6 protein-coding genes are annotated in these 24,614 nt (G+C 74.2%); all 6 read left to right on the top strand.

From position 1 onward, the window contains the following. Nucleotides 1-19 precede the first annotated feature (19 nt). Genes OG241_RS00820 through OG241_RS00795 form a run of 6 tightly spaced genes read left to right on the top strand, consistent with a single transcriptional unit; the run spans nt 20 to nt 24,507 of the window. Nucleotides 20-14,863, top strand: a complete 14,844-nt coding sequence (locus tag OG241_RS00820) for a type I polyketide synthase (protein ID WP_405812818.1) — start codon at nt 20-22, stop codon at nt 14,861-14,863. 36 nt (nt 14,864-14,899) lie between these two features. Then, on the top strand, nt 14,900-21,070 hold the full coding sequence (locus OG241_RS00815; RefSeq protein WP_405812816.1) for a type I polyketide synthase: 6,171 nt from the start codon (nt 14,900-14,902) through the stop codon (nt 21,068-21,070). Nucleotides 21,071-21,109: 39 nt separating this feature from the next. Beyond that, nucleotides 21,110-21,982 (top strand): 3-hydroxyacyl-CoA dehydrogenase family protein, encoded by an 873-nt coding sequence (locus tag OG241_RS00810; RefSeq protein WP_405812814.1) that lies wholly within the window; start codon nt 21,110-21,112, stop codon nt 21,980-21,982. Nucleotides 21,983-21,987: 5 nt separating this feature from the next. Then, nucleotides 21,988-22,254 carry an acyl carrier protein gene (locus OG241_RS00805; RefSeq protein ID WP_405812812.1) on the top strand — a complete coding sequence of 89 codons (267 nt, stop codon included), beginning with the start codon at nt 21,988-21,990 and terminating at the stop codon, nt 22,252-22,254. Then, nucleotides 22,247-23,362, top strand: a complete 1,116-nt coding sequence (locus OG241_RS00800; RefSeq protein WP_405812810.1) for an acyl-CoA dehydrogenase family protein — start codon at nt 22,247-22,249, stop codon at nt 23,360-23,362. Before OG241_RS00805 ends, OG241_RS00800 begins: the two co-directional genes overlap by 8 nt. Then, entirely contained in the window at nt 23,359-24,507 is a 1,149-nt protein-coding gene (locus tag OG241_RS00795) for an HAD-IIIC family phosphatase (RefSeq protein ID WP_405812808.1), read from the top strand. Before OG241_RS00800 ends, OG241_RS00795 begins: the two co-directional genes overlap by 4 nt. Nucleotides 24,508-24,614 lie beyond the last annotated feature (107 nt).

Below are 24,614 nucleotides of genomic sequence, written 5' to 3'. Positions count from 1 at the left end.
GAGAAGGCGAGGATGCCCAGTGAGTGACCAGACCGAGCAGAAGCTCCGCGACTACCTCAACCGCGTGACCATCGATCTGCAGCAGACCCGGCGACGGCTGAAGGACGCCGAGGAGCGCAGCCGGGAGCCCATCGCCGTCGTCGCCATGAGCTGCCACTTCCCCGGCGGGGTGCACAGCCCCGAGGACCTGTGGGACCTGGTGGCGGACGGCCGCGACACCTACGCCGGGATCCCCGCCGACCGGGGCTGGGACGCCGCCCGGCTGGCCGGCGACGGCGTACCCGTCACCGGGGCCTTCCTGGACGACGCCGGCGGCTTCGACCCGGACTTCTTCGGCATCTCGCCCCGCGAGGCGCTGGCCATGGACCCGCAGCAGCGGCTGATGCTCCAGGCCTGCTGGGAGGCCGTCGAACGCGGCGGCATCGACCCCGTCTCGCTGCGCGGCAGCCGTACCGGCGTGTTCGCCGCCTCCATCGACCAGGGCTACATGTCCCTGGCCGACGGCGCACCCGAGGGCGTCCAGGGCTTCCTGATGACCGGCAACGCGATCAGCGTGATGTCCGGGCGCGTCTCCTACGTCATGGGGCTGGAGGGGCCCTCCGTCACCGTCGACACGGCCTGCTCCGCCTCCCTGGTCGCACTGCATCTCGCCGCGCAGTCCCTGCGCAACGAGGAGTGCTCGCTGGCCCTCGTCGGCGGCGTCAACGTGATGGCCCTGCCGGGCGCCTTCGTGGAGATCTCCCGCCAGGGCGGCCTCGCCGCCGACGGCCGCAGCAAGCCCTTCGCGGCGGCGGCCGACGGTACCGGCTGGGGCGAGGGCGTCGGGGTGCTCCTGGTGGAGCGGCTCTCCGACGCCCGGGCGAACGGCCACCCGGTGCTCGCGGTGCTGCGCGGCAGCGCCATCAACCAGGACGGCGCCAGCAACGGCCTCACCGCGCCCAACGGCCCCTCCCAGCAGCGCGTCATCCGCTCCGCCCTCGCCGACGCCCAGCTCTCACCGGCCGAGGTCGACGTCGTCGAGGCGCACGGCACCGGCACCCGGCTCGGCGACCCCATCGAGGCCGACGCCCTGCTCGCCGCCTATGGCCAGGACCGCGACGGGGACCAGCCGTTGTGGCTCGGCTCGATCAAGTCCAACATCGGCCACACCCAGGCCGCCGCAGGCCTGGCCGGTGTCATCAAGGTCGTCATGGCGATCCGGCAGGGTGTCCTGCCGCAGACCCTGCACGTCGACGCGCCGACTCCGCACGTGGACTGGAGCTCTGGCGGGGTACGGCTGCTCACCGAGCGGCTCGACTGGCCCGAGACCGGCCGGCCGCGCCGTGCGGGCGTCTCGTCGTTCGGCATGAGCGGCACCAACGCGCACGTCATCATCGAGCAGGCACCCGCAGCCGAGGAGCCCGACGCCGTCGAGCCGCAGGACGCGCCCGTCGAGACTCCCCGGGCGACCGTGCCCTGGCTGCTCTCCGGCCGCAGCCCCGAGGCGTTGCGCGACCAGGCCGCCCGCCTGGCCTCCTGGCTCGCCGACCGCCCCGGCCTCCGCCCGGCGGACGTGGGCCACTCCCTCGCGGCCTCCCGCTCGGCCTTCGAGCACCGGGCCGTCGTCGTGGCCGACCGGTCCGACGGCTTCCTGCGCGGACTCGCGGCCGTCGCCGCGGGCGGCAGCGCCGCCGAGACAGTGACCGGCCGCACCGGCGCGGGCGACGGCAAGACCGTGTTCGTCTTCCCCGGCCAGGGCTCCCAGTGGGTGGGCATGGCAGGTCGACTCCTCGACGAGTCACCGGTGTTCGCCGCCCGCATGGCCGAGTGCGAAGAGGCCCTCGCCCCGCACCTGGACTGGTCGGTGTCGGCGGTGGTGCGCGCGGAGCCGGACGCCGCGCCGCTGGACCGCATCGACGTCGTGCAGCCCGTGCTGTTCGCCGTCATGGTCTCGCTCGCCGCGGTGTGGCAGTCCTACGGTGTCGAACCCGACGCCGTCGTGGGCCACTCCCAGGGTGAGATCGCCGCCGCGTACGTCGCCGGCGCCCTCACCCTCGCCGACGCCGCCCTCATCGTCGCCGTACGCAGCCGCGCCCAGCTGGAACTGTCCGGCACCGGCGGCATGGCCTCCGTGGCGCTGCCCGCGGACACCCTGCGGGAGCGCCTGCGGGCGTGGGACGGCCGGCTGTCGGTCGCCGCCGTCAACGGCCCGGCCTCCGCGGTCGTCTCCGGTGACCCCGAGGCCCTGGACGAGTTCCTCCAGCAGTGCGAGGAACGCGAGGTACGGGTACGCCGGGTCGCAGCCGACGTGGCCGGCCACTCCGCACACATGGACCCGCTCGGCGACCGCATGCTCGACGCACTCGCCCGCGTACGGCCGGCCGCCTCCGCGATCCCGTTCTGCTCCACGGTGACCGGCGAACCGCTCGACACGACCGGCCTGGACGCCGACTACTGGTTCCGCAACATGCGGCAGACCGTCGAGTTCGACGCCGCCGTACGCGACCTCGTCGGACGCGGTCACCGCGTCTTCGTCGAGATCAGCCCGCACCCGGTGCTCGCCGTGCCGACGCAGGACATCCTCGACGACCTCGCCGACCCCGACACGGCGGTCCCGGCGCCGCCGAGCCTGGTCACCGGCACCCTGCGCCGGGACGAGGGCGGCCTGCACCGGGTCCTCACCGCCCTCGCCCAGGTACATGTGCACGGCGTACGGGTGGACTGGGCGGCCGTGTTCGCCGCGCACCGGCCCGAGCCGGTCGAGCTGCCGACGTACGCCTTCCAGAACCGGCGCTTCTGGCTGGAGCCGCAGACCCTGCCCGGCGCCGGCACGGAGGTCACCGACCCGGCGGACGCCGCCTTCTGGGCCGCCGTCGAACGCGAGGACGTCGCCGCCGTCGCCGCCACGCTCGGCGTCGAGGCCGCCAGCTGGAGCGACGTCCTGCCCGCCCTCTCCACCTGGCGCCGCAGCCGCCGCGACCGCGCCGTCCTCGACGGCTGGCGTTACCACGTCGACTGGCAGCGGCTCACCGTCCGCACCGCCGGGCCGCTGACGGGCCGCTGGCCGGTCCTCGTCCCGGACGGCCACGCCGATGACGACACGGTCACCCGTGCCGTCGAGGCGCTCCGCGAGCGCGGCGCCGACCCCGAACTCGTTGTCCTCGACCACACCCACACCGACCGGACCAGGCTCACCGACCTCCTGCGCGAGTTGCTGGCCGAAACGCCCGACACCGACACCGACAGCGCCCCCGCCGGAGTCCTCTCCCTGCTGGCCCTCGACGAGCGGCCACTCGACGGGCTGCCCGCTCTGCCCGTGGGCCTGGCGCTCACCACCGCGCTGGTCCAGGCGCTGGACGAACTTGAGGTGCGGACCACGCTCTGGTGTGTCACCACGGGCGCCGTCCCGGTGCGTCCGTCCGACCCGGTCCCTCATCCGGACCAGGCCCTCACCTGGGGCTTCGGCCGCACGGCGGCGCTGGAACACCCGGGCCTGTGGGGCGGTCTGATCGACCTGCCGGAGCAGTGCGACGCACGCGCCGGACAACTGCTCGCCGACCTCCTGGCCGGAGCCGGCGACGAGGACCAGATCGCGATCCGGTCCGCCGGCGCATACGCCCGCCGCCTCGTCCGCGCCACGCCCTCCGCCCCCGCCGCATCAGCTCCGTGGCGGCCCTCCGGCACGGTCCTCGTCACCGGCGGCACGGGCGGGCTCGGCGCACACGCCGCCCGCTGGCTCTCCCGCGGCGGCGCCGAGCACCTGGTCCTCGTCAGCCGCCGCGGCGCAGACGCCCCCGGCGCCGCCGAACTGGAGGCCGAACTCACCGCCCTGGGCACCGGAGTGACCCTGGCCGCCTGCGACATCACCGACCGCGAGGCGCTCGCCGCGCTCGTCGACCGGGTCGCCGCCGACGGCCATCCCGTCCGCGCCGTCCTGCACACCGCGGCCGCCGCCCAGCTGGTCCCCGTACGCGACGAGAGCCCGGCGAGCATGAACGCCACCCTGGCCGCGAAGGTCCAGGGCGCCGCCAACCTCGACGCCGTCCTCGCCGACACCGACCTCGACGCCTTCGTCCTGTACTCCTCCGTCTCCGGCGTGTGGGGCAGCGCCGACCACGCGGCCTACGCGGCCGGCAACGCCTACCTCGACGCCCTCGCCGCGAACCGCCGGGGCCGGGGGCTCGCCGCCACCTCCGTGGTCTGGGGCATCTGGAGTGCCGAGGGCGGCGGCCTCGCCACCAGCGACCTCGAACGCGCCCTGCTGGAACGCGGCATCCCCTTCATGGACCCGCGCCTGGCCATCACCGGACTCCAGCGCGTCCTGGACGACGACGAGACCGTCGTCGTGGTCGCCGACGTCGACTGGGCCCGCTTCGTGCCCGTGTTCACCTCCGTACGGCCCAGCCCTCTCATCGCCGGCCTCCCCGACGTCCGCGCCCTCGCCGAGGACCGGAGCGAAGCGGCCCCCGGCGACACCGACGACGCCTCCACACTGCGCCGCAGCCTGGCCGGACTGCCCCAGCCGGAGGTCCGCCGGACCCTGCTGGAGCTCGTCCGCACCAACGCCGCCGCCGTCCTGGGCCACGAGTCCGCCGACGCGGTGCTGCCCGACCGGGCCTTCCGTGAACTGGGCTTCGACTCGCTGATCGCCGTCGAGCTGCGCAACCGGCTCAACACGGTCACCGGCCTGCGGCTGCGCGCCACCGTCGTCTTCGACTACTCCTGCGCGGCCCTCCTCGCCGAGCACCTGCGCACCGAACTCCTCGGCGACACCGCCCCGGAAGCGGCCCCGGCGGCCGTCGTACCCGTCGCGGACCCCGACGAGCCCATCGCGATCGTCGCGATGAGCTGCCGCTTCCCCGGCGGCATCGACACCCCGGAGCGGCTGTGGCAGCTGCTCTCCGAGGGCGGCGAGGTGCTGACCGGCATGCCGGCCGACCGCGGCTGGCCCCTGGACCGCCTCTACCACCCCGACCCGGACCACCAGGGCACCTCGTACGTCAGGGAAGGCAGCTTCCTGCACGACGCGGGCGACTTCGACCCGGCCTTCTTCGGCATCTCGCCCCGCGAGGCCGTCGCCATGGACCCCCAGCAGCGACTCCTCCTGGAAACCTCCTGGGAAGCCGTGGAACGGGCCGGCATCGACCCGGCCTCCCTGCGCACCACCTCCACCGGTGTCTTCGCCGGCGTCAACTACCAGGACTACACCTCGCTCGCGGGCTCGTCGCCGGAGGGCGGCGAAGGACATCTGGTCGCGGGCGGCGCCGCCAGCGTGGTCTCCGGGCGGGTCGCCTACACCCTCGGTCTGGAGGGCCCGGCGGTCACCGTCGACACGGCCTGCTCCTCCTCACTGGTCGCGATGCACCTCGCCGCCCAGGCCCTGCGCGGCGGCGACTGCTCGCTCGCCCTGGCCGGCGGCGTCGCCGTCATGGCCACCCCGGGTGTGTTCGTCGGCTTCTCCCGGCAGCGGGGCCTCGCCGCAGACGGCCGCTGCAAGGCGTTCGGCGCCTCGGCGGACGGCATGGGTCTCGCCGAGGGCGTCGGCGTGGTGCTCCTCGAGCGCCTCTCGGACGCCCGGCGCAACGGCCACCCGGTGCTGGCCGTCATGCGAGGCAGCGCCGTCAACCAGGACGGCGCCAGCAACGGCCTGTCCGCCCCCAACGGCCTCGCCCAGCAACGGGTCATCCGCCACGCGCTCAGCAACGCCGGCCTGACCGGCGCCGACATCGACGTCGTCGAGGCGCACGGCACCGGCACCACCCTCGGCGACCCCATCGAGGCCGACGCCCTGCTCGCCACCTACGGACAGGACCGCCCGCACGGCCGCCCGCTGTGGCTCGGCGCGCTCAAGTCCAACATCGGCCACACCCAGGCCGCGTCCGGAGTCGCCGGAGTGATCAAGACGGTGCTCTCCCTGCGGCACGGTGTACTCCCGCGCACCCTGCACGCCGAGGAACCCTCCCCGCACGTCGACTGGGCCTCCGGTGAAGTCGAACTGCTCACCGAGGGACGCGACTGGCCCGAGACCGGAGCGCCCCGCCGGGCGGGCATCTCCTCCTTCGGCTTCAGCGGCACCAACGTGCACGCCATCCTCGAACAGGCCCCGCCCGCCCCCGAGGAAGCCGCCGCACAGCCCGCGCCCGCCGCGCCCGTGCTGCCCTGGGTGCTCTCGGCCAAGTCACCGCAGGCCCTGGCACACCAGGCCCAGCGGCTGCGCGACCACCTCGCCCGGGGCAGCGCCCCCGACCCATTGGACACCGGCTACTCCCTGGCGACCGGACGTAGCTCCTTCGAACACCGCGCGGTGCTGTTCGGCACCGGGAGCGGCGCCCCGTCGGCCGCCCTCGACGCTCTGGCCGGCGGCGAGGACGTCCCCGGGCTGATCCGCGGCGCGGCCGACACCGACGGCCGCCGCGTGTTCGTCTTCCCCGGCCAGGGCGCCCAGTGGGCCGGCATGGCGGTCGAACTGCTGGACACCTCACCGGTGTTCGCCGCCTCCGTCGCCGCCTGCGAACAGGCCCTCGAGCCGTACGTCGACTGGTCGCTCGACGCCGTGCTGCGCGGCGCCCCGGGCACCCCGCCCTTCGAACGGGTCGACGTGGTCCAGCCCGCGCTGTGGGCCGTGATGGTGTCGCTGGCCGCCCTGTGGCGCTCCTGGGGCGTCGAGCCCGACGCCGTACTGGGCCACAGCCAGGGCGAGATCGCCGCCGCCGTGGTCGCCGGAGCCCTCTCCCTGGACGACGGCGCCAAGGTCGTGGCCCTGCGCAGCCGCGCGATCCTCTCCCTCGCCGGGCACGGCGGCATGGTCTCCATGGCGGCCGGGCGCGAGCGCGCCGTCGAACTGGTCGCCCGGTGGTCCGGGCGTCTCTCCGTCGCCGCCGTCAACGGACCGACCGCGGTCGTCGTCTCCGGCGACACGGAGGCGCTGCGCGAGCTGATCGCGGCCTGCGAGGAGGACGGCGTACGGGCCCGCACCATCGCCGTGGACTACGCCTCCCACTCCGCGCACGTCGAACGCATCCACGAGGAACTGCTCGGGGCGCTGGCCGGCATCGAGCCCGTCGCCGGACAGGTGCCGCTGTTCTCCACCCTCACCGGGGACTGGCTCGACACAACCGCCATGGACGCCGGGTACTGGTACCGGAACCTGCGCGAGACCGTCGAGTTCGACGGCGCCGTACGCTCCCTCGCCGAGCAGCGCCACCAGGTCTTCGTCGAGGTCTCACCGCACCCGGTGCTCACCATGTCCGTCCAGGACACCCTGGAGGACGCCGAGGCCCCGCAGACCGTGGTGACCGGCACCCTCCGCCGCGACGAGGGCGGCCTCGGCCGCGCGCTCACCTCGGCCGCCGAACTGTGGGTGCGTGGCGTCCCGGTGCGGTGGCCGGTCCTCTTCGAGGGCACCGGCGCCCGCCGCACCGACCTGCCCACCTACCCGTTCGAGCACAAGCGCTACTGGCTCCAGGGCGCCGAACCGACCGCGCGGGCGGGCGCCGAGGACGAGGCCGACTCCGAGTTCTGGCGGATCGTCGAGCGAGGCGACACAGCCGAGGCCGCGGGCAACCTGGCCGTGGACGCCGAGACACTCGGCACGGTGCTGCCCGCCCTGAACGCCTGGCGCCGCAGGCAGCGCGAGAACGCCGCCGTCGACACCTGGCGCTACCGGGTCGACTGGCAGCCGGTCCCCGACCCGACCGCCGCCGCCCTGTCCGGCACCTGGCTCGTCGTCCTGCCCGAAGGACACGCCGACGACCAGCTCGTACGGGACGTCGTCCTGACCGTCACCGAAGCGGGCGCCGAAGCCGTCACCGTGCTCCTCGCGGACGCGGACGCCGACCGCGCCACCCTCGCGGACCGGCTCACCAGCGCCCTGGACGGCCGCACCCCGCAGGGCGTCCTGTCGCTGCTGGCGGTCGCCGGTCGCCCCCACCCCGACCATCCCGCGGTCTCCGCAGGCTCGGCGCTCACCCTCGTCCTCGTCCAGACGCTCGGCGACCTCGGCGTCGAGGCCCCCCTGTGGTGCGCCGGCCGCGGCGCCGTCTCCACCGGCGACACCGACCCGCTCACCGCCCCCGACCAGGCACTGATCTGGGGCACAGGCATGGTCGCCGGCCTGGAACACCCCACCCGCTGGGGCGGCCTCGTCGACCTGCCCCCGACCCTCGACTCCCGCTCCCGCGACCGGCTTCGCGGGGTCCTCTCCGGCGCCACCGGCGAGGACCAGCTCGCCGTCCGTGCCGCCGGACTGCTCGCCCGCCGCCTGGTCCGCGCCCCCCGCCTGCCCGGCAACCGGCCCGCCTGGAAGCCCCGCGGGACCGTCCTGGTCACCGGCGGCACCGGCGCCCTCGGACCGCACGTCGCACGCTGGCTCGCCCGGGGCGGCGCCGAGCACCTCGTCCTCCCCGGACGGCGCGGCGCCGACGTACCCGGAGCCGACGAACTGCGCGCCGAACTCGCCGAGCTGGGGACCAGGCTGTCCCTGCCCGCGTGCGACGTCTCCGACCGCGAGCAGATCGCCGCGCTCCTCGCCGGGCTCGACGAACAGGGCACGCCCGTCACCGCCGTGTTCCACGCCGCCGCGTACATCCAGCTCGCCTCCCTGGACGACACCCCGCTCGACGCCTTCGCCGAGGTCGTCGCCGCGAAGGCGGATGGAGCCCGTCACCTGGACGAACTGCTCGACCGCGAACTCGACGCCTTCGTCATGTTCTCCTCCATCGCCGGCGTCTGGGGCAGCAGCAACCACGCCGCCTACACCGCCGGGAACGCCTACCTCGACGCCCTCGCCGAACACCGCAGGGCCCGGGGCCTGAGCGCCACCACCGTCGACTGGGGTGTCTGGTCGGCCGCCAACCCGTGGGCCGTCCGCGAGACCGTCGACGAGTCCGACTTCTACCGCGTCCAGAAGCAGGGCCTGCCGCTCATCGAGCCCGACCTCGCGCTCGCCGGACTCCAGCAGGCACTCGACGACGACGAGACGGTCATCGCCCTCGCCAACGTCGACTGGGAGCAGTTCGCGGCGGTCTTCGGCTCCGTACGCCCCAGCCGACTGCTCACCGGCGTACCGGAGGCCAAGCGGCAACTGGAGGAGGCCACCGCCCCCGGCACGGACGCGACCCCGGCCGCGAACGTGCTGCGCGAGCGCCTGGACGGCCTGGCCGACGCCGAACAGCGCCGCGTCACCCTGGACCTCGTCCGCACCCACGCGGCGGCCGTCCTCGGGCACGACTCCCCGCAGGAGCTGCGGCCCGGCAAGGCGTTCCAGGAACTGGGCTTCGACTCGCTGACCGCCGTCGAACTGCGCAACCGGCTGCGCACCGCCACCGGCCTGCGGCTGCCCGCCACCCTCGTCTTCGACTACCCGTCCGCGGCCGTGCTCGCCGAACACATCCGCGCCGAGGTACTCGGCGAGCGCCGGGCACCCGCCGACCGGGCACCCGCGCCCACCGGCAGCGCGGCGGCCGACGAACCGATCGCGATCGTCGCGATGAGCTGCCGCTTCCCCGGCGGGGTGCACACCCCGGAACAACTGTGGCGGCTGCTGGAGGAAGGCGGCGACGTCGTCTCGGAGTTCCCGACCGACCGCGGCTGGCCACTGGAGTCCATGTTCGACCCCGACCCGGACCAGCCTGGCACCAGCTATGTGCGGCACGGCGGATTCCTCTACGACGCCGGTGAGTTCGACGCCGACTTCTTCGGCATCTCCCCGCGCGAGGCCGTCGCCATGGACCCGCAGCAGCGGCTGCTCCTGGAGACGTCCTGGGAGACCTTCGAACGCGCGGGCCTCGACCCGGACCTCCTGCGCGGCAGCGACACCGGCGTCTTCACCGGAGTCAACTACCAGGACTACGGCGCCTCGGTGGCCCAGACCCAGGAGAACGAGGGCCACCTGCTCACCGGCAGCGCGGCCAGCGTGATCTCCGGCCGGATCTCCTACACCCTGGGCCTGGAGGGCCCGGCGGTCACCGTCGACACCGCCTGCTCCGCCTCCCTCGTCGCCGTACACCTCGCGGCCCAGGCCCTGCGCGCCGGCGACTGCTCGCTCGCCCTCGCGGGGGGTGTCGCGGTGATGTCCAGCCCGGGCGCCATCATCAGCTTCGCCCGCCAGCGCGGGCTGGCCGCCGACGGCCGCTGCAAGGCGTTCTCCGACGCCGCCGACGGCATGGGCATGGCCGAGGGCGTCGGCGTGATCCTGCTGGAACGGCTCTCCGAGGCACAGCGGCGCGGGCACCCCGTGCTGGCCGTGCTGCGCGGCAGCGCCGTCAACCAGGACGGCGCCAGCAACGGCCTCACCGCGCCCAACGGCCCCTCCCAGCAGCGCGTCATCCGCTCCGCCCTCGCCAACGCCCGGCTCTCGGCGGCGGACGTCGACGTCGTCGAGGCGCACGGCACCGGTACGAAGCTCGGCGACCCCATCGAGGCCCAGGCCCTGCTCGCCACGTACGGCCAGGAACGCGCCGACGGCCGCCCGCTGTTGATCGGCTCCCTGAAGTCCAACATCGGCCACACCCAGGCCGCCGCGGGCGTGGCCGGCGTCATCAAGACCGTCCTGGCCCTCCAGCACGGAACCGTGCCGCCCACCCTGCACGTCGACCGGCCCTCGACCCAGGTCGACTGGACGGCAGGTGCCGTCGACGTGGTCACCGACCCGACCCCGTGGCCGCGTACCGGCCGCCCGCGCCGCGCCGGGATCTCCGCGTTCGGCATGAGCGGCACCAATGTGCACGCCATCCTCGAAGAGGCCCCGGAGGAGGCCCCGCAGCAGGCACCCGAAGGGTCGCCCGCCCTGCCCGTCGCCTGGCCGCTGTCCGCGAAGTCACCGGACGCGCTGCACGGCCAGGCCGCGCGCCTGACCACCCATCTGGCCGAGACACCGGACGACACACCCGCCGACATCGGCCGCACCCTGGCCACCCGCACGGCGTTCGAGCACCGCGCCGTACTCGTCGGCGACAGCACCCGGCTCCCGGCCGCGCTGACCGCGCTCGCCGACGGCGCCACCGCCCCCGACCTCGTACGGGGTGTCGCCGACACCCTGGGCCGTACGGTCTTCGTCTTCCCTGGCCAGGGTTCCCAATGGGCCGGTATGGCTGGGGAGTTGCTGGATGAGTCGCCGGTGTTCGCGGCGCGTATGGAGGAGTGCGAGCGGGCGCTCGCTCCGTTCGTGGACTGGTCGTTGCTGGACGCGGTGCGTTCGGGCAGCGCGTGGGACCGGGTCGATGTGGTGCAGCCCGCGTTGTTCGCGGTGATGGTGTCGCTGGCGGAGGTCTGGCGGTCGTTCGGTGTCGTACCGGACGCCGTCGTGGGGCACTCGCAGGGTGAGATCGCCGCTGCTGTGGTGGCGGGCGCGCTGTCCCTTGAGGACGCCGCCCAGGTGGTCGCCCTGCGCAGCAAGACCCTTGACGCGCTCGCCGGACGCGGCGGCATGGCCTCGCTGTCCCTCCCCGCCGACCAGGCACAGACAGCCCTCGCCCCCTGGTCGGGAGCCCTGTCGGTCGCCGCGCTGAACGGCCCCGCCACCACCGTGGTCGCGGGCGACGCCGACGCCCTCACCGCCCTGCTCGCGGACTGCGAGGCCAAGGGCGTACGCGCCCGGCGCATCGACGTCGACTACGCCTCCCACTCCGAGCACGTCGAGGAGATCCACGGCGTGCTCATGGACGCCCTCGCCGGCATCAAGCCGATGCCGGCCAAGGTGCCGCTCTACTCCACGGTCGACGACGGCGGCTGGCTGGACACCACCGCCATGCACGCCGGTTACTGGTACCGCAACCTGCGCCAGACCGTCGGCTTCGACCCCGCCGTCCGCGCCCTGGCCGCCGAAGGGTTCACCTCCTTCGTAGAGGTCAGCCCGCACCCCGTGCTCACCATGGCCGTCGAGGAGACCGCCGAGGCCGCCGGACACGAGACCGTCGTCCTCGGCACCCTGCGCCGCGACGAGGGCGGACTGCGACGCGTCCTGCTGTCGGCGGCCGAACTGTGGGTGCGCGGGGGAGTGGTCGACTGGACCGCCGCGCTCCCCGGCGAGAACACGGCCCAGCTGCCGACGTACGCCTTCCAGCGGCGCCGCTACTGGATCCAGCCGCCCGCCGCGACACCCCGTGGAGCAGGCGCCACCGGTCATCCGCTGCTCTCCGCCGCCGTCGAGGTCGCCGACACCGGGGACCTCGTGCTCACCGGCAGTCTGTCGACCCGCACCCACCCCTGGCTCGCGGACCACGCGGTCTCCGGCGTGGTCCTGCTGCCCGGCACCGGCTTCGTCGAACTGGCCGTCCGCGCCGGCGACGAGGCGGACTGCCCCCGGGTCGAGGAACTGACCCTCCAGGCACCGCTGGTGTTCGACCGGGACGCCACCGTCCAGCTCCAGGTGCGGGTCGGCGCGCCCGACGACACCGGGCGGCGCACACTCGGCGTGTTCTCCCGCGCCGAGGACGGCAACGGCACCCCGTGGACCGGCCACGCCACCGGCGTCCTCGCCCCCGCCGCGGCCGACGACCCGACGGCCCACCCGTACGGCGCGGCCTGGCCGCCCGCCGGAGCGGAACCCGTGCCCGTCGACGGCCTCTACGAGCGGTTCGCCGACGCCGGCTACGGCTACGGTCCCGCCTTCCACGGCCTGCACGCCGCCTGGCGCCTCGGCCAGGACGTCTATGTGGAGGTAAAGCTCCCCGAGGACCAGCACACCGGGGCCGCCGCCTTCGGGCTGCACCCCGCGCTGCTGGACGCCGCCCTGCACGGCCTGTGGCTCGCCACCCCGGACGGCGCCGAACAGAACGACGAGCCCGGCACCGCCCGGCTGCCCTTCTCCTGGGAAGGCGTCCGCCTGCACGCCTCCGGGGCGACCGAACTGCGCGTACGGCTCAGCTATGACGACACGGGATCGGTCGCCCTGTCCGCCGCCGACCCGGCCGGCCGGCCGGTCGCCGACGTGGCCGCGCTCGCCATCCGCCCGATCGCCGTGGACGCACTGCGCGGCGCCGCGACTCAGAGCCGCGACTCGCTGTTCCGGCTCGACTGGACCGCCCTGCCCGCCACCACCGAACCGCCCGTCGGCCGGTGGGCGGCGCTCGGCGCGGCTGAACTGCTGCCCGAGACCCACCAGGACCTCGACGCGCTCACCGCCGCCGTGGAGTCGGGCGCCACCGTGCCCGACGTGGTCGTCACGGCCTGCCCGCCCGGTGGGAACAGCGCGGACGCGGCACGTACCGCGCTCGCCGACACCCTGCGCCTGCTCCAGACCTGGCTGGCCGACGACCGCTGGGCCGACACCCGACTGGTCCTGATCACCCGGGGCGGGGTCGCCACCGCACCCGGCGAGGACATCGGTGACCTGGCCGCCGCCGCCGTGTGGGGGCTGGTGCGCTCCGCGCAGTCCGAACACCCCGACCGGTTCGTCCTCGTCGACGCCGAGGAACCGGCCGACGCCCTCAGGGCCCTGCCCGCCGCGCTCGCCGCCGCGGAACCCCAACTCGCGGTACGGGACGGGCGGACGCTCGCGCCCCGCCTGACCAGGACCCCGGCCGCGGACACCGACGGCGCCGCCGTGAAGCCGTGGGACCCCGAGGGCACGGTGCTCGTCACCGGCGCCTTCGGCGTCCTCGGCGGCCTGGTGGCCCGTCACCTGGTCGCCCGGCACGGTGTACGGCACCTGCTGCTGACCGGGCGGCGCGGCGCCGACGCCCCCGAGGCGACCGCCCTGGTCGACGAACTCACCGCCCTGGGTGCCCGGGTGGAGGCCGCGGCCTGCGACACCGCCGACCGCGACGCGGTGGCCGCACTGCTCGCCGGTGTCCCCGACGCCCACCCGCTCACCGCGGTGGTCCACTCGGCCGGCACCCTGGACGACGGAGTCATCGGTTCGCTCACCCCCGAGCGCATCGACCACGTCCTGCGCCCCAAGGCGGACGCCGCGCTCAACCTGCACGAACTGACCCGCGACCTCCCGCTCGCCGCCTTCGTGCTCTTCTCGTCCGCCTCCGGCACCGTCGGCAGCTCCGGCCAGGGCAACTACGCCGCGGCCAACGCCTTCCTGGACGCCCTGGCCCAGCACCGGCGTGCCCAGGGCCTGCCGGGACAGTCGCTCGCCTGGGGCATGTGGGCCGAGCGCTCCACCCTGACCGGCACCCTCGACGAGGTCGACCTGCGGCGCATCTCCCGCGGCGGCGTGGGGGCACTCACCTCCGACGAGGGACTCGCCCTCTTCGATACCGCCCTCGAACGGGACGACGCCGTACTGGTGCCGGTCCGGCTCGACCTGGCCAGGCTGCGCGCCAGGGCGGGCGTCGCAGCCGTACCCGCCCTCTTCCGGACCCTGATACGCGGCGCCGTACGCCGGACGGCGGCCACCGGCGGCGGCAGCGACGGCGCGGACGCGCTGCGCGGGCGGCTGGCCGGTCTGGGCGCCGACGACGCCCGCACCGTGCTCGCCGACCTGGTGTGCGCGCACGCCGCCGATGTGCTCGGCCACGCCGGGGCCTCGGCCGTCGACCCCGAACGCGCCTTCCGGCAGCTCGGCTTCGACTCCCTGACCGCCGTGGAACTGCGCAACCGCCTCAACGCGGCGACCGGCCTGCGGCTCCCCGCGACCCTGGTGTTCGACTACCCGAGCCCGGCCGCCGTCGCCGGGTACTGCGCCGAACGCCTCGCCCCCGCCGGAGCCCCGCAGGCCCCGGCGCCGGCCGTGGCCGACGACGAGATCACCCGCGCCCTGTCCACGATCCCGCTGGACAGGCTGCGTGGCTCCGGCCTGCTGGACGCCCTGCTGAAGCTGGCCGGACCGGAATCGCAGAGCGGCGCACCGGAAGCGTCCGACCGGGCGGCCGGCATCCAGGAGATGGACGTGGACGACCTCGTACGGCTGGCACTGGGGAGCGAGAGTGCCTGACCGCGCACCGGCCCGGAACGGGATGTGAGGAGAGAGATGTCCACGCACAAGGTGGTCGAGGCACTGCGCGCCTCCCTGCTCGAGAACGAGCGGCTGCGCGGGGAGAACGTGCGGCTCCGCGACGAGTCCCGGGAACCGGTCGCCATCGTCGCCATGAGCTGCCGCTACCCCGGCGGGGTCCGTACCCCGGAGGACCTGTGGCGGCTGCTGGCCGAGGAGCGCGACGCCGTCAGCGAGTTCCCCGCCGACCGGGGCTGGGACGCCGCCGACCTGTACGACCCCGACCCGGACACCCCGGGCACCTCCTACACCCGGGAGGGCGGCTTCCTGCACGACGCCTGCGGCTTCGACGCCGGCTTCTTCGGGATCTCGCCGCGTGAGGCACTGGCCATGGACCCGCAGCAGCGGCTGCTCCTGGAGACCTGCTGGGAGGCCGTCGAACGCGGCGGTATCGACCCGCTGTCCCTGCGCGGCAGCCGCACCGGCGTGTACGCGGGCGTCATGTACAACGAGTACGGCGCCCGGCTGGGCCGGGTACCGGAGGACGTCGAGGCGTTCATCGGCACCGGCACCGTCCCCAGCGTGGTCACCGGCCGGATCGCCTACACCCTCGGCCTGGAGGGTCCGGCCGTCACGATCGACACCGCGTGCTCGTCGTCACTGGTCGCCCTCCACCTGGCCTGCCAGGCGCTGCGGGCAGGGGAGATCACCCTCGCCCTGGCGGGCGGCGTCACGGTGATGTCCACCCCGAGCCTGTACGTCGGGTTCAGCCGCCAGCGAGGTCTCGCGCCCGACGGCCGCAGCAAGTCGTTCGCCGCGGCCGCCGACGGAGCCGGGTTCGGGGAGGGCGTCGGTGTCCTGCTCCTGGAACGGCTGTCGGACGCCCGGCGCAACGGCCACCCCGTGCTGGCCCTGGTCCGCGGCTCGGCCGTCAACCAGGACGGCGCCAGCAACGGCATGACCGCGCCCAACGGGCCCTCCCAACAACGGGTGATCCAGCAGGCGCTGGCCGCCGCGGGCCTTTCGCCCGCCGAGGTCGACGCGGTGGAGGCGCACGGCACGGGCACCCGCCTCGGCGACCCCATCGAGGCGCAGGCGCTGCTCGCCACCTACGGCCGAGGCCGCCCGGCGGACCGGCCGCTGCTGCTCGGCTCGCTCAAGTCCAACCTGACCCACACCCAGGCCGCCGCCGGGGTCGGCGGCATCATGAAGATGGTGCTCGCGATGCGCCACGGCCTGCTGCCCCGCACCCTGCACATCGACCGGCCCACCCCCCAGGTCGACTGGACCGAGGGCGACATCGCCCTGCTCACCACCGCCACCCCCTGGCCGGACAACGACCACCCGCGCCGCGCCGGCGTCTCCTCCTTCGGCGCCAGCGGCACCAACGCACACACGGTTCTGGAGGCACCGCCCGCCGAGACGGACACACCCCCGGACGCCGAGGACGCGAACCCCGCCCCCCTCGCCTGGCTGCTCTCGGCCAAGGGAGAGACGGCACTGCGCGCCCAGGCCGCCGCCCTGCACGACCGGCTCACCGACGACCCGCGGGCGCGTCCCCTGGACATCGGGTTCTCGCTGGCCACCGCCAGGTCCCGCTTCGCCGACCGCGCCGTCGTCGTCGGCGACGACCGCCCCGCCCTGCTGTCCGGCCTGGCCAGGCTGGCCGCCGGACGGCCGCACCCCGCGGTCGTCACCGCCCGCGCCCGGCCCGGCCGCAAGGCCGTCTTCGTCTTCCCCGGCCTCGGCTCCCAGTGGCCCGGCATGGCCGCGCAACTCCTGGACGAGTCACCGGAGTTCGCCGCCCGGATCGCGGAGTGCGAACAGGCGCTCGCCCCGTACGTCGACTGGCCGGTCACGGCGGTGCTGCGCGGCGCGCCGGACGCACCGGGCCTGGACCGGGTGGACGTCCTGCAGCCCGTCCTGTTCTCCGTGATGGTGTCGCTGGCGGCGCTCTGGCGGTCGTACGGGGTCGAGCCGGCCGCGGTCGTCGGGCACAGCCAGGGCGAGGTCGCCGCCGCCTGTGTCGCGGGCGCCCTCAGCATCGAGGACGCGGCCCGGGTGGTGGCGCTGCGCAGCCGGGCGCTGGCCGGCCTCGCCGGAGGCGGCGGCATGGCCACCGTGGTGCTTTCCCAGGCCGAACTCGCCCCCTATCTGGAACGCCGCTCCGGCAAGGTGACGGTCGCCGCCGTCAACGGCCCGCGTGTGCTGGTGGTGGCCGGGCCGGGCGACGAGGTCGGGGCCCTCGTCGACGAACTCGCCGCCGAGGGCGTCATGGCCTGGCGCATCCCCGTGGACTACGCCTCGCACTCCGACGACGTCAGCACCGTACGGGACCAACTCGGCGAGGACCTGGCCGGTCTCACCCCCGGCGCCCCCGCCGTACCCCTGATGTCCACGGTGGACGCAGACTGGATCGGCGCCGGTGACCTCACCCACGACTACTGGTACCGCAACCTCCGCGGGACCGTCCGCTTCCACGACGCGATCCGTCTGCTCCTCGACGCCGGCCACCGCACCTTCGTCGAGGTCAGCCCGCACCCGCTCCTCACCTACGGCATCGGTGACACGGCCGCCGACGCCGGCGCGGACGACGCCGTGGTGCTGGGCACCCTGCGCCGCGACGAGGGCGGGCTGCACCGGATGCTGCTGGCGCTCGGCGAGGCGCACGCGAACGGTGTGGGCGTCGACTGGCGGCGCGCGTTCGACGGCACCGGGGCGCGCCGCACCGACCTGCCGACGTACGCCTTCCAGCGCACGCACTACTGGCTCGACGTGCCCACGCACGCCGGGGATCCCGAGTCGGCGGGCCAGACGGAGACGGGGCATCCGCTCCTGACCGCCGCCGTGGACCTGCCGGACGGCGACGGTGTCCTGTTCACCGGGCGTCTCTCGCTGCGTACCCAGCCGTGGCTCGCGGACCACGCGGTGTCCGGCACGGTGCTGCTGCCCGGCGTCGCCTTCGTGGAGATGGCTGCCCACGCCGCCGCCCACGTCGGCTGTACGACGGTGGAGGAACTCACCCTGGCCGCCCCCCTGGTGCTCGCCCCCGACGAGGCCCGGCGGCTGCGGCTGACCGTGGACGCGCCCGGCCCCGACGGCCGCCGGACCGTGGCGCTGTACTCCCGCCACGACGACCCCGACTCCGCCGAACCCTGGGTACGCCATGCGGCGGGCGCCCTCGCCGACACCCCCGTACCCGCGCCCGGGGACCCCGGGCGATGGCCGCCCGGCGACGGCGCCCGGCAACTGGACCTCGACAGCCTGTACACGGACTTCGAGGCGGCGGGGGTCCACTACGGCCCCCTCTTCCAGGGCCTGCGCGCCGCCTGGCGGAGCGGCGACGAGATCCACGCCGAGGTGGCCCTGCCCAAGGCCGCGCCGGGCGTCCGTGAGAGCGGCTTCGCAGTCCACCCGGCCGTGCTCGACGCCGCGCTGCAGACGGTCGCCCTGCGCCCCGACGGCACAGAGTCCGGCCGTACGGGAGGCGTTCCGCTGCCGTTCTCGTGGCACGACGTCACCCTCGCCCCGGCGGCCGACCCGGTCCTGCGGGTCGTGCTGGGGCCGGCGGAGCAGGGCGGCGACGCCGTGTCGGTACGGGTCACCGACCGCACCGGACGCCCGGTCGTCACGGTCGGCGCCCTGACCCTGCGGGCGGCGGCGGGCGCCCCCGCCGTGGCCGAGCGGTCGCTGTTCCGCCTCGACTGGACGCCGCTGCCCGCCACCGAGCCGTCGACCGGCACCCGGGCCGTCACCCTCGGGGTGTCCGACGGCGAGCTGCTGCCGGCCGGCTTCCGGGCCGAACGGTGCCCCGACCTCGCCGATGTGCCCACCACGTCCGACGTGGTGCTGGCTCTGTGCCCGCCCGCCGCGGTCCCAGGCCCCGAGGGGGCCCGAACCGCCGTGGGCGCGGTACTGGCCCTGCTCCAACGCTGGCTGGCGGCACCCGAGTTCAGCGACACCCCGCTGGTGGTGCTCACCCGTGGCGCGGTCGACCTCGAGGGTACGGAGGCGGACCTCGCGGGCGCCGCCGTCTGGGGGCTGCTGCGCACCGCCCAACTGGAGCACCCCGGCCGCTTCGTGCTGCTCGACACCGACGGCGGCGACGGCCTCGAAGCCGCCCTCGCCACCGCCCTGGCCGAGGGGGAACCCCAACTGGCCCTGCGCGACGGCGCCCTGTACGCCCCCCGCCTGGTCCGTCCGCCGGCCGCACCCGACCGGGCCCCGGCCTTCGACCCCGACGGCACCGTCCTGATCACCGGCGGCGCGGGCACCCTCGGCGGACTGATGGCCCGGCATCTGGTCACCTCCCACGGTGTACGGCACCTGCTGCTGCTCGGCCGCCGGGGCACCGCGACCGAGGGCATCGCCGAGCTCACCGACGAACTGACCGCCTCCGGAGCCGAGGTGACCGTCGCGGCCTGTGACGTGGCCGACCGGGAGGCACTGGCCGGCGTACTCGCGGCGATCCCCCCGCAGCACCCGCTGCGGTCCGTGGTGCACACGGCCGGCGTACTGGACGACGGCACGCTGGAGGCGCTCACCCCGCAGCGCCTGGCGGCCGTGCTGCGCCCCAAGGCCGACGGCGCCTGGAACCTGCACGAGCTGACCCGGGACCACGACCTGACGGCGTTCGTCCTGTTCTCCTCCTCCGCCGGTGTCTTCGGCAGCCCCGGCCAGTCCGCCTACGCGGCCGCCAATGCCTTCACCGACGCCCTGGCCGCCGCCCGCCACCGGACGGGGCTGCCCGGAACCTCCCTCGCCTGGGGCCTGTGGGAGCGGCGCACCGCCCTCACCGCGGCCCTCAGCGAAACCGACCTGCGACGGATGGCACGCGGCGGGGTGCGCGCGCTGCCCACCGAGGAGGGCCTGGCACTGTTCGACGCGGCCCTGGCGGGCGACGACCCCGTTCTCGCACCGGTGGGTCTGGACCTGCGGGCCCAGCGCGGTGGCGGCCAGGTGCCGCACCTGCTGCGCTCACTGATCCGGACCCCCGCCGCCCGCCGCCGCGGCCCGGACCCCGACGCGTCGCTGCGGCCCCGGCTGGCCGCCGCCCCGGAGGCGGAGCAGGGCGAGATCCTGCTGCGCCTGGTGCGGACGCACGCGGCCGAGGTGCTCGGCCACGCCGACCCGGACGCGCTGTCCCCGGGCGACGCGTTCCTGGAGGCCGGCTTCGACTCGCTCACCGCCGTCGAACTGCGCAACCGCCTCGCGGCCGGGCTCGGGCTGCGGCTGCGCCCCACCGCCGTACTCGACTCCGCGACCCCCGCCCGGCTGGCCGAGTACCTACGGGCGGAACTCGCCCGGAGTGCCGCGCCCGAAGCCGGACAGCCGGCCGGTGAACCCCAGCACGACCCGGTCAGCGCCCTGTTCCGGCAGGCGTGCGAGGCGGGCCGGATCCACGCCGGTATCCAGATCCTCCAGCAGGCCGCGAAGCTCCGCCCCGACTTCGGATCCGGGGCCGACCTCCCGCGCTCTGCCGGCCGACGGCCGGAGCTGCTCCGGCTGCACGTCCGTGACGACGCGCCGGAACTGGTCTGCTTCGCCTCCGTGGTGGCGCTCGGCGGAGCCCACCAGTACAGCCGCTTCGCGTCCGCCTTCCAGGGCCGGTACGGCGTCAGCGCGCTGGACGCGCCCGGCTTCGCCCCCGACGAGCCGCTGCCCGCCGACATGTCAGCGCTGCTGGACTTCCAGACCGAGGTCCTCATGCGGCGCCTCGGCGACCGCCCGAAGGTCCTGCTCGGCTCCTCCTCGGGCGGCACGCTCGCCCACGCCGCCGCCGCCCGTCTCGAAGCCCTCGGCGCCGGCCCGGTCGCGGTCGTGCTGCTGGACACCTATCTGTCCGACGACCGGGCCATGACCCAGTTCGACGATGTGCTGGTCAGCGGCATGTTCGAACGAGAGGACCGGGCCGCCCCCATGGACGGCACCCGGCTGACCGCGATGGGCCGCTACTTCCAGCTCCTCGACGACTGGGCGCCGCCCCCCGTCAAGGCGCCCGTCCTGCTCGTCCGCGCCTCACGTCCACTTGCGGAACCGGCCCCGGACAGCGACATCGACTGGCGGGCCTCATGGCCGTCCGCGCATTCCGTCCTGGACGTACCCGGAAATCACTGGTCAATGATGGAACAGCATCTGCAGACGACGGTCGAAGCCGTCACCGGATGGCTCGAGTCGACGGTTCCCGAATTCAACCGGGGTCAGTGAAACGTCCTGCCGAACCTTTGGGAAATGAAGTGGAGTGAAATGTCTGAAAACAATTCCGGAGATGTGCGGGCAGCGTCGCGCATCACCGTCCTGGGCGCCGGCGTCATGGGTGTGGGCATCACCACCCTCGCGATCGGCCACGGCGTGCCGGTGACACTCGTCGACGTCGACCAGGTCAAACGCGAGGAGGCGGAGGCCCGGATCACCCATGAACTCCGGCTGGCGCGACTGATGGGCGCGCTGCCGGACGACGTTCCTGCCGGGGAACTCGTGATCGGCGACTCGGTGTCCGACGCGGCCGGTTCGCTCGCGGTCATCGAGGCCGTCACGGAAATCACGGAACTCAAGGAGAAAGTGATCGCGGAGGTTTCCGCCGTCGTTTCACCTGGTACTCTCCTGATATCCAACACGTCGTCCATTCCGATTGATGAACTGGCCTCGGCGGCCGTGCGTCCGACGGAACTCGTCGGCACGCATTTCATGAATCCGTCCTATCTCATCCGCACGGTCGAGGTCATTCGTGGCGCCCGCACCGGCGAAGCGGCCATGGACGCGGTGCGGGCCCTGCTCGCCACCCTCCGCCGCCAGGCCGTCGTGGTGCGGGACGCCCCCGGCTTCGTCACCAGCCGGGTCCTCCACCCGATGATCAACGACGCGGCCCGGGTGGTGCAGGAGGGCACGGCGACCGCGGAGGACGTCGACGCGCTCATGCAGGGCTGCCTGGGGCACGCCACAGGCCCGTTGCGCACCGCGGACCTCATCGGCATCGACAACCTCGTCGACTCGCTGAACGTGCTGTACGAGCGCACCGGCGACGGCGGCTGCCGTCCCTGCGACCTGCTGCTGGAGAAGGTGCGGGCAGGCGACATCGGCCGGAAGTCCGGCCGTGGTTTCTACGCATACGAAGGGTGAAGGCCATGACCATGCCATCGGAGACCGTGGAGAAGGAACTCCTCGACTTCCTCGAGGTCCGCACCAAGACCGTGTGGGAGGCCGACACGGACCTCTTCGCGTCCGGCGGACTCTCGTCCCTGTTCGCGATGGAACTCGTCGTCCATCTGGAGAAGTCGTACGACATCGGGATCCGGGGCGCCGACCTGCGGCTGGACAACTTCCGTACGGTCGAGGGCATGGCGGCCCTGGTCCGCCGGCTGCGAGCGGCCGCCGGGGACACCGGTGAGTGACCGTCTTGCCGAGGCGACGGCCTCGGTCACCGGCCTGGTCGGTGACCGGGCCGGTGACTGGGACCGCTCGGGCCTGCTCCCGGCCGAACTGCTGAGAAAGCTGGGCGCCGCCGGGCAGTTGTGCACCGGCGTGCCCGCCGACTACGGCGGCCTGGGCTGGGACAGCCGCACCGGCGGCGAGTTCACCGCCCACGTCGGCAGCCTGTGCAGTTCGCTGCGCAGTGTCATGACCTCCCAGGGCATGGCCGCCTGGACCGTCGAACGGCTGGGCACCGACGCACAGCGCCGGGAACTGCTGCCCCGTCTCACCTCGGGCGAGCTGGCCGCCGTCGGCTTCAGCGAGCCCCAGGCCGGCAGCGACCTGTCCGGCATCGACACCCGGATCACCGCGGACGGCGACAGTGTCGTGGTCGACGGTCACAAGGTGTGGATGACGGCGGCTCACTACGCCGACCTGCTCATCGTCTTCGGACGGCTGGGCGACGGCGGCGCCGCCGTGGTCGTGCCCGCCCGGGCACCCGGCGTCCACGTGCGACGGGTCGCCGATCCACTCGGCTGCCGTGCCGCCGGACACGCCGAGGTCCGCCTCGACTCGGTACGCCTCCCCGCCGACAGCGTGCTGGGAGGCGAGGGCCTGTCCCTGCCGCTGCTCGTGACCACCGCCCTTGCCTACGGGCGGATGTCGGTCGCCTGGGGGTGCGTCGGAATCCTGCGCGCCTGTCTCGCCGCCACCACCCGGCACGCCTCGTCCCGCACGCAGTTCGGACAGCCGCTCGCCCGCCACCAGCTCGTCGCCAAGCACCTGGCAGACCTGTTCGTCGGGGAACAGGTCGCCACCCGCGCCTGCGAACACGCCAGCGACCGCTGGGACAACGGCTCACCGGACATGGTGATCTCCACCATCCTCGCCAAGCACGTCAGCGCCGGCCACGCGGCTCGCGGCGCCGCGTCGGCCGTGCAGGTCATGGCCTCCGCGGGGGCACAGGACGGCCACGTGGTGGCCCGCGCCTTCCGGGACGCCAAGCTGATGGAACTCATCGAGGGCAGCAACGAGATGTGTGAACTGATGCTTGCCCAACACGCGTTGACAACTGTGGAGCAGTCATGAGCGACAAGACCGGCGCCGACGCGCCGGCCATGGTGAAGTGCCTGGTCTGGGATCTGGACAACACCCTCTGGCAGGGCACGCTGCTGGAGGACGCGGAGGTACGGCTGCCCGACGCGATACGAACGGCCGTGATCGAACTGGACTCGCGCGGCATCCTGCAGTCCGTGTGCAGCCGCAATGACCACGACCTCGCCTGGGCGCGCCTGGAGGAACTGGGCATCGCCGAGTACTTCGTCCTGCCCGAGATCGGCTGGGGCCCCAAGTCCGAGGCGGTCGGGCGCATCGCCGAAGGCCTGAACTTCGCCCACCGGACCATCGCCTTCATCGACGACCAGCCCGCCGAGCGGGCCGAAGTGTCCTACCACCTCCCGGACGTACGCTGCTACCCGGCCGAGGAGGCACTGACCCTCACCAGCCTGCCCGAGTTCAGCCCCGCCGTCAGCACGGTGGACTCCCGGCGCCGGCGGGAGATGTACCAGGCCGGCTTCCGCAGGGAGAGCGAACGGTCCGAGTTCGACGGGCCCGACCAGGAGTTCCTGCGCTCCCTCGAACTGGTGATGCGCATCGATCGGGCCACCGCGGAGGAGATCACCCGCGTCGAGGAACTCACCCTGCGCACCAGCCAGATGAACGCCACCGGAGTGCACTACTCGGACCGGGCACTGCGCGACCTGCTGGCGGATCCCAGCCACGAGGTCCTGGTCACGAGCCTCACCGACAGGTTCGGACCCCATGGAGCCGTCGGCGTCATGCTGTTGGAGAAACACCCGGCCGTATGGCATCTGAAGCTGCTCGCCACGTCCTGCCGTGTGGTCTCCTTCGGCGCCGGATCGGTCATCCTGAGCTGGCTGGTCAGCCAGGCCGCCGCGGCCGGGGTCCATCTGGTGGCCGACTTCCGCAGGACGGACCGCAACCGCATGATGGAAGTCGCCTACCGGTTCGCGGGATTCGACGAGGAGCCCTGCGCCTGCCGGGACGCCGTACCGGCGCCGCATGCGTCGACGACCGGGGGAGCGGACCAGGGAGAGGCCGAGCGGCTGCACCTCGCCGCGGCACCTCAGCCCCCCTCCACGACGATCCGGCTGATCGCACCCGATCTGACGGCGCGGCCCGCCGCCGACACCTCGGTCGTGGCCCCGGCGTGACTCCCGTGGTGTCAAACGCGACGGGAACAGGATGACGGTCGACGGTGAGCTCCCGGACCACCTGGTGCGGGAGCTCGCTGAGGACTCGTACGACGTGGCCGTTCCTC

The sequence above is a fragment of the Streptomyces sp. NBC_01390 genome (assembly GCF_045040105.1).
GTDB lineage: Bacteria > Actinomycetota > Actinomycetes > Streptomycetales > Streptomycetaceae > Streptomyces.
The sequence above is the reverse complement of the archived record's forward strand: the minus strand, read 5'-3'. Positions and strand labels throughout refer to the sequence as shown.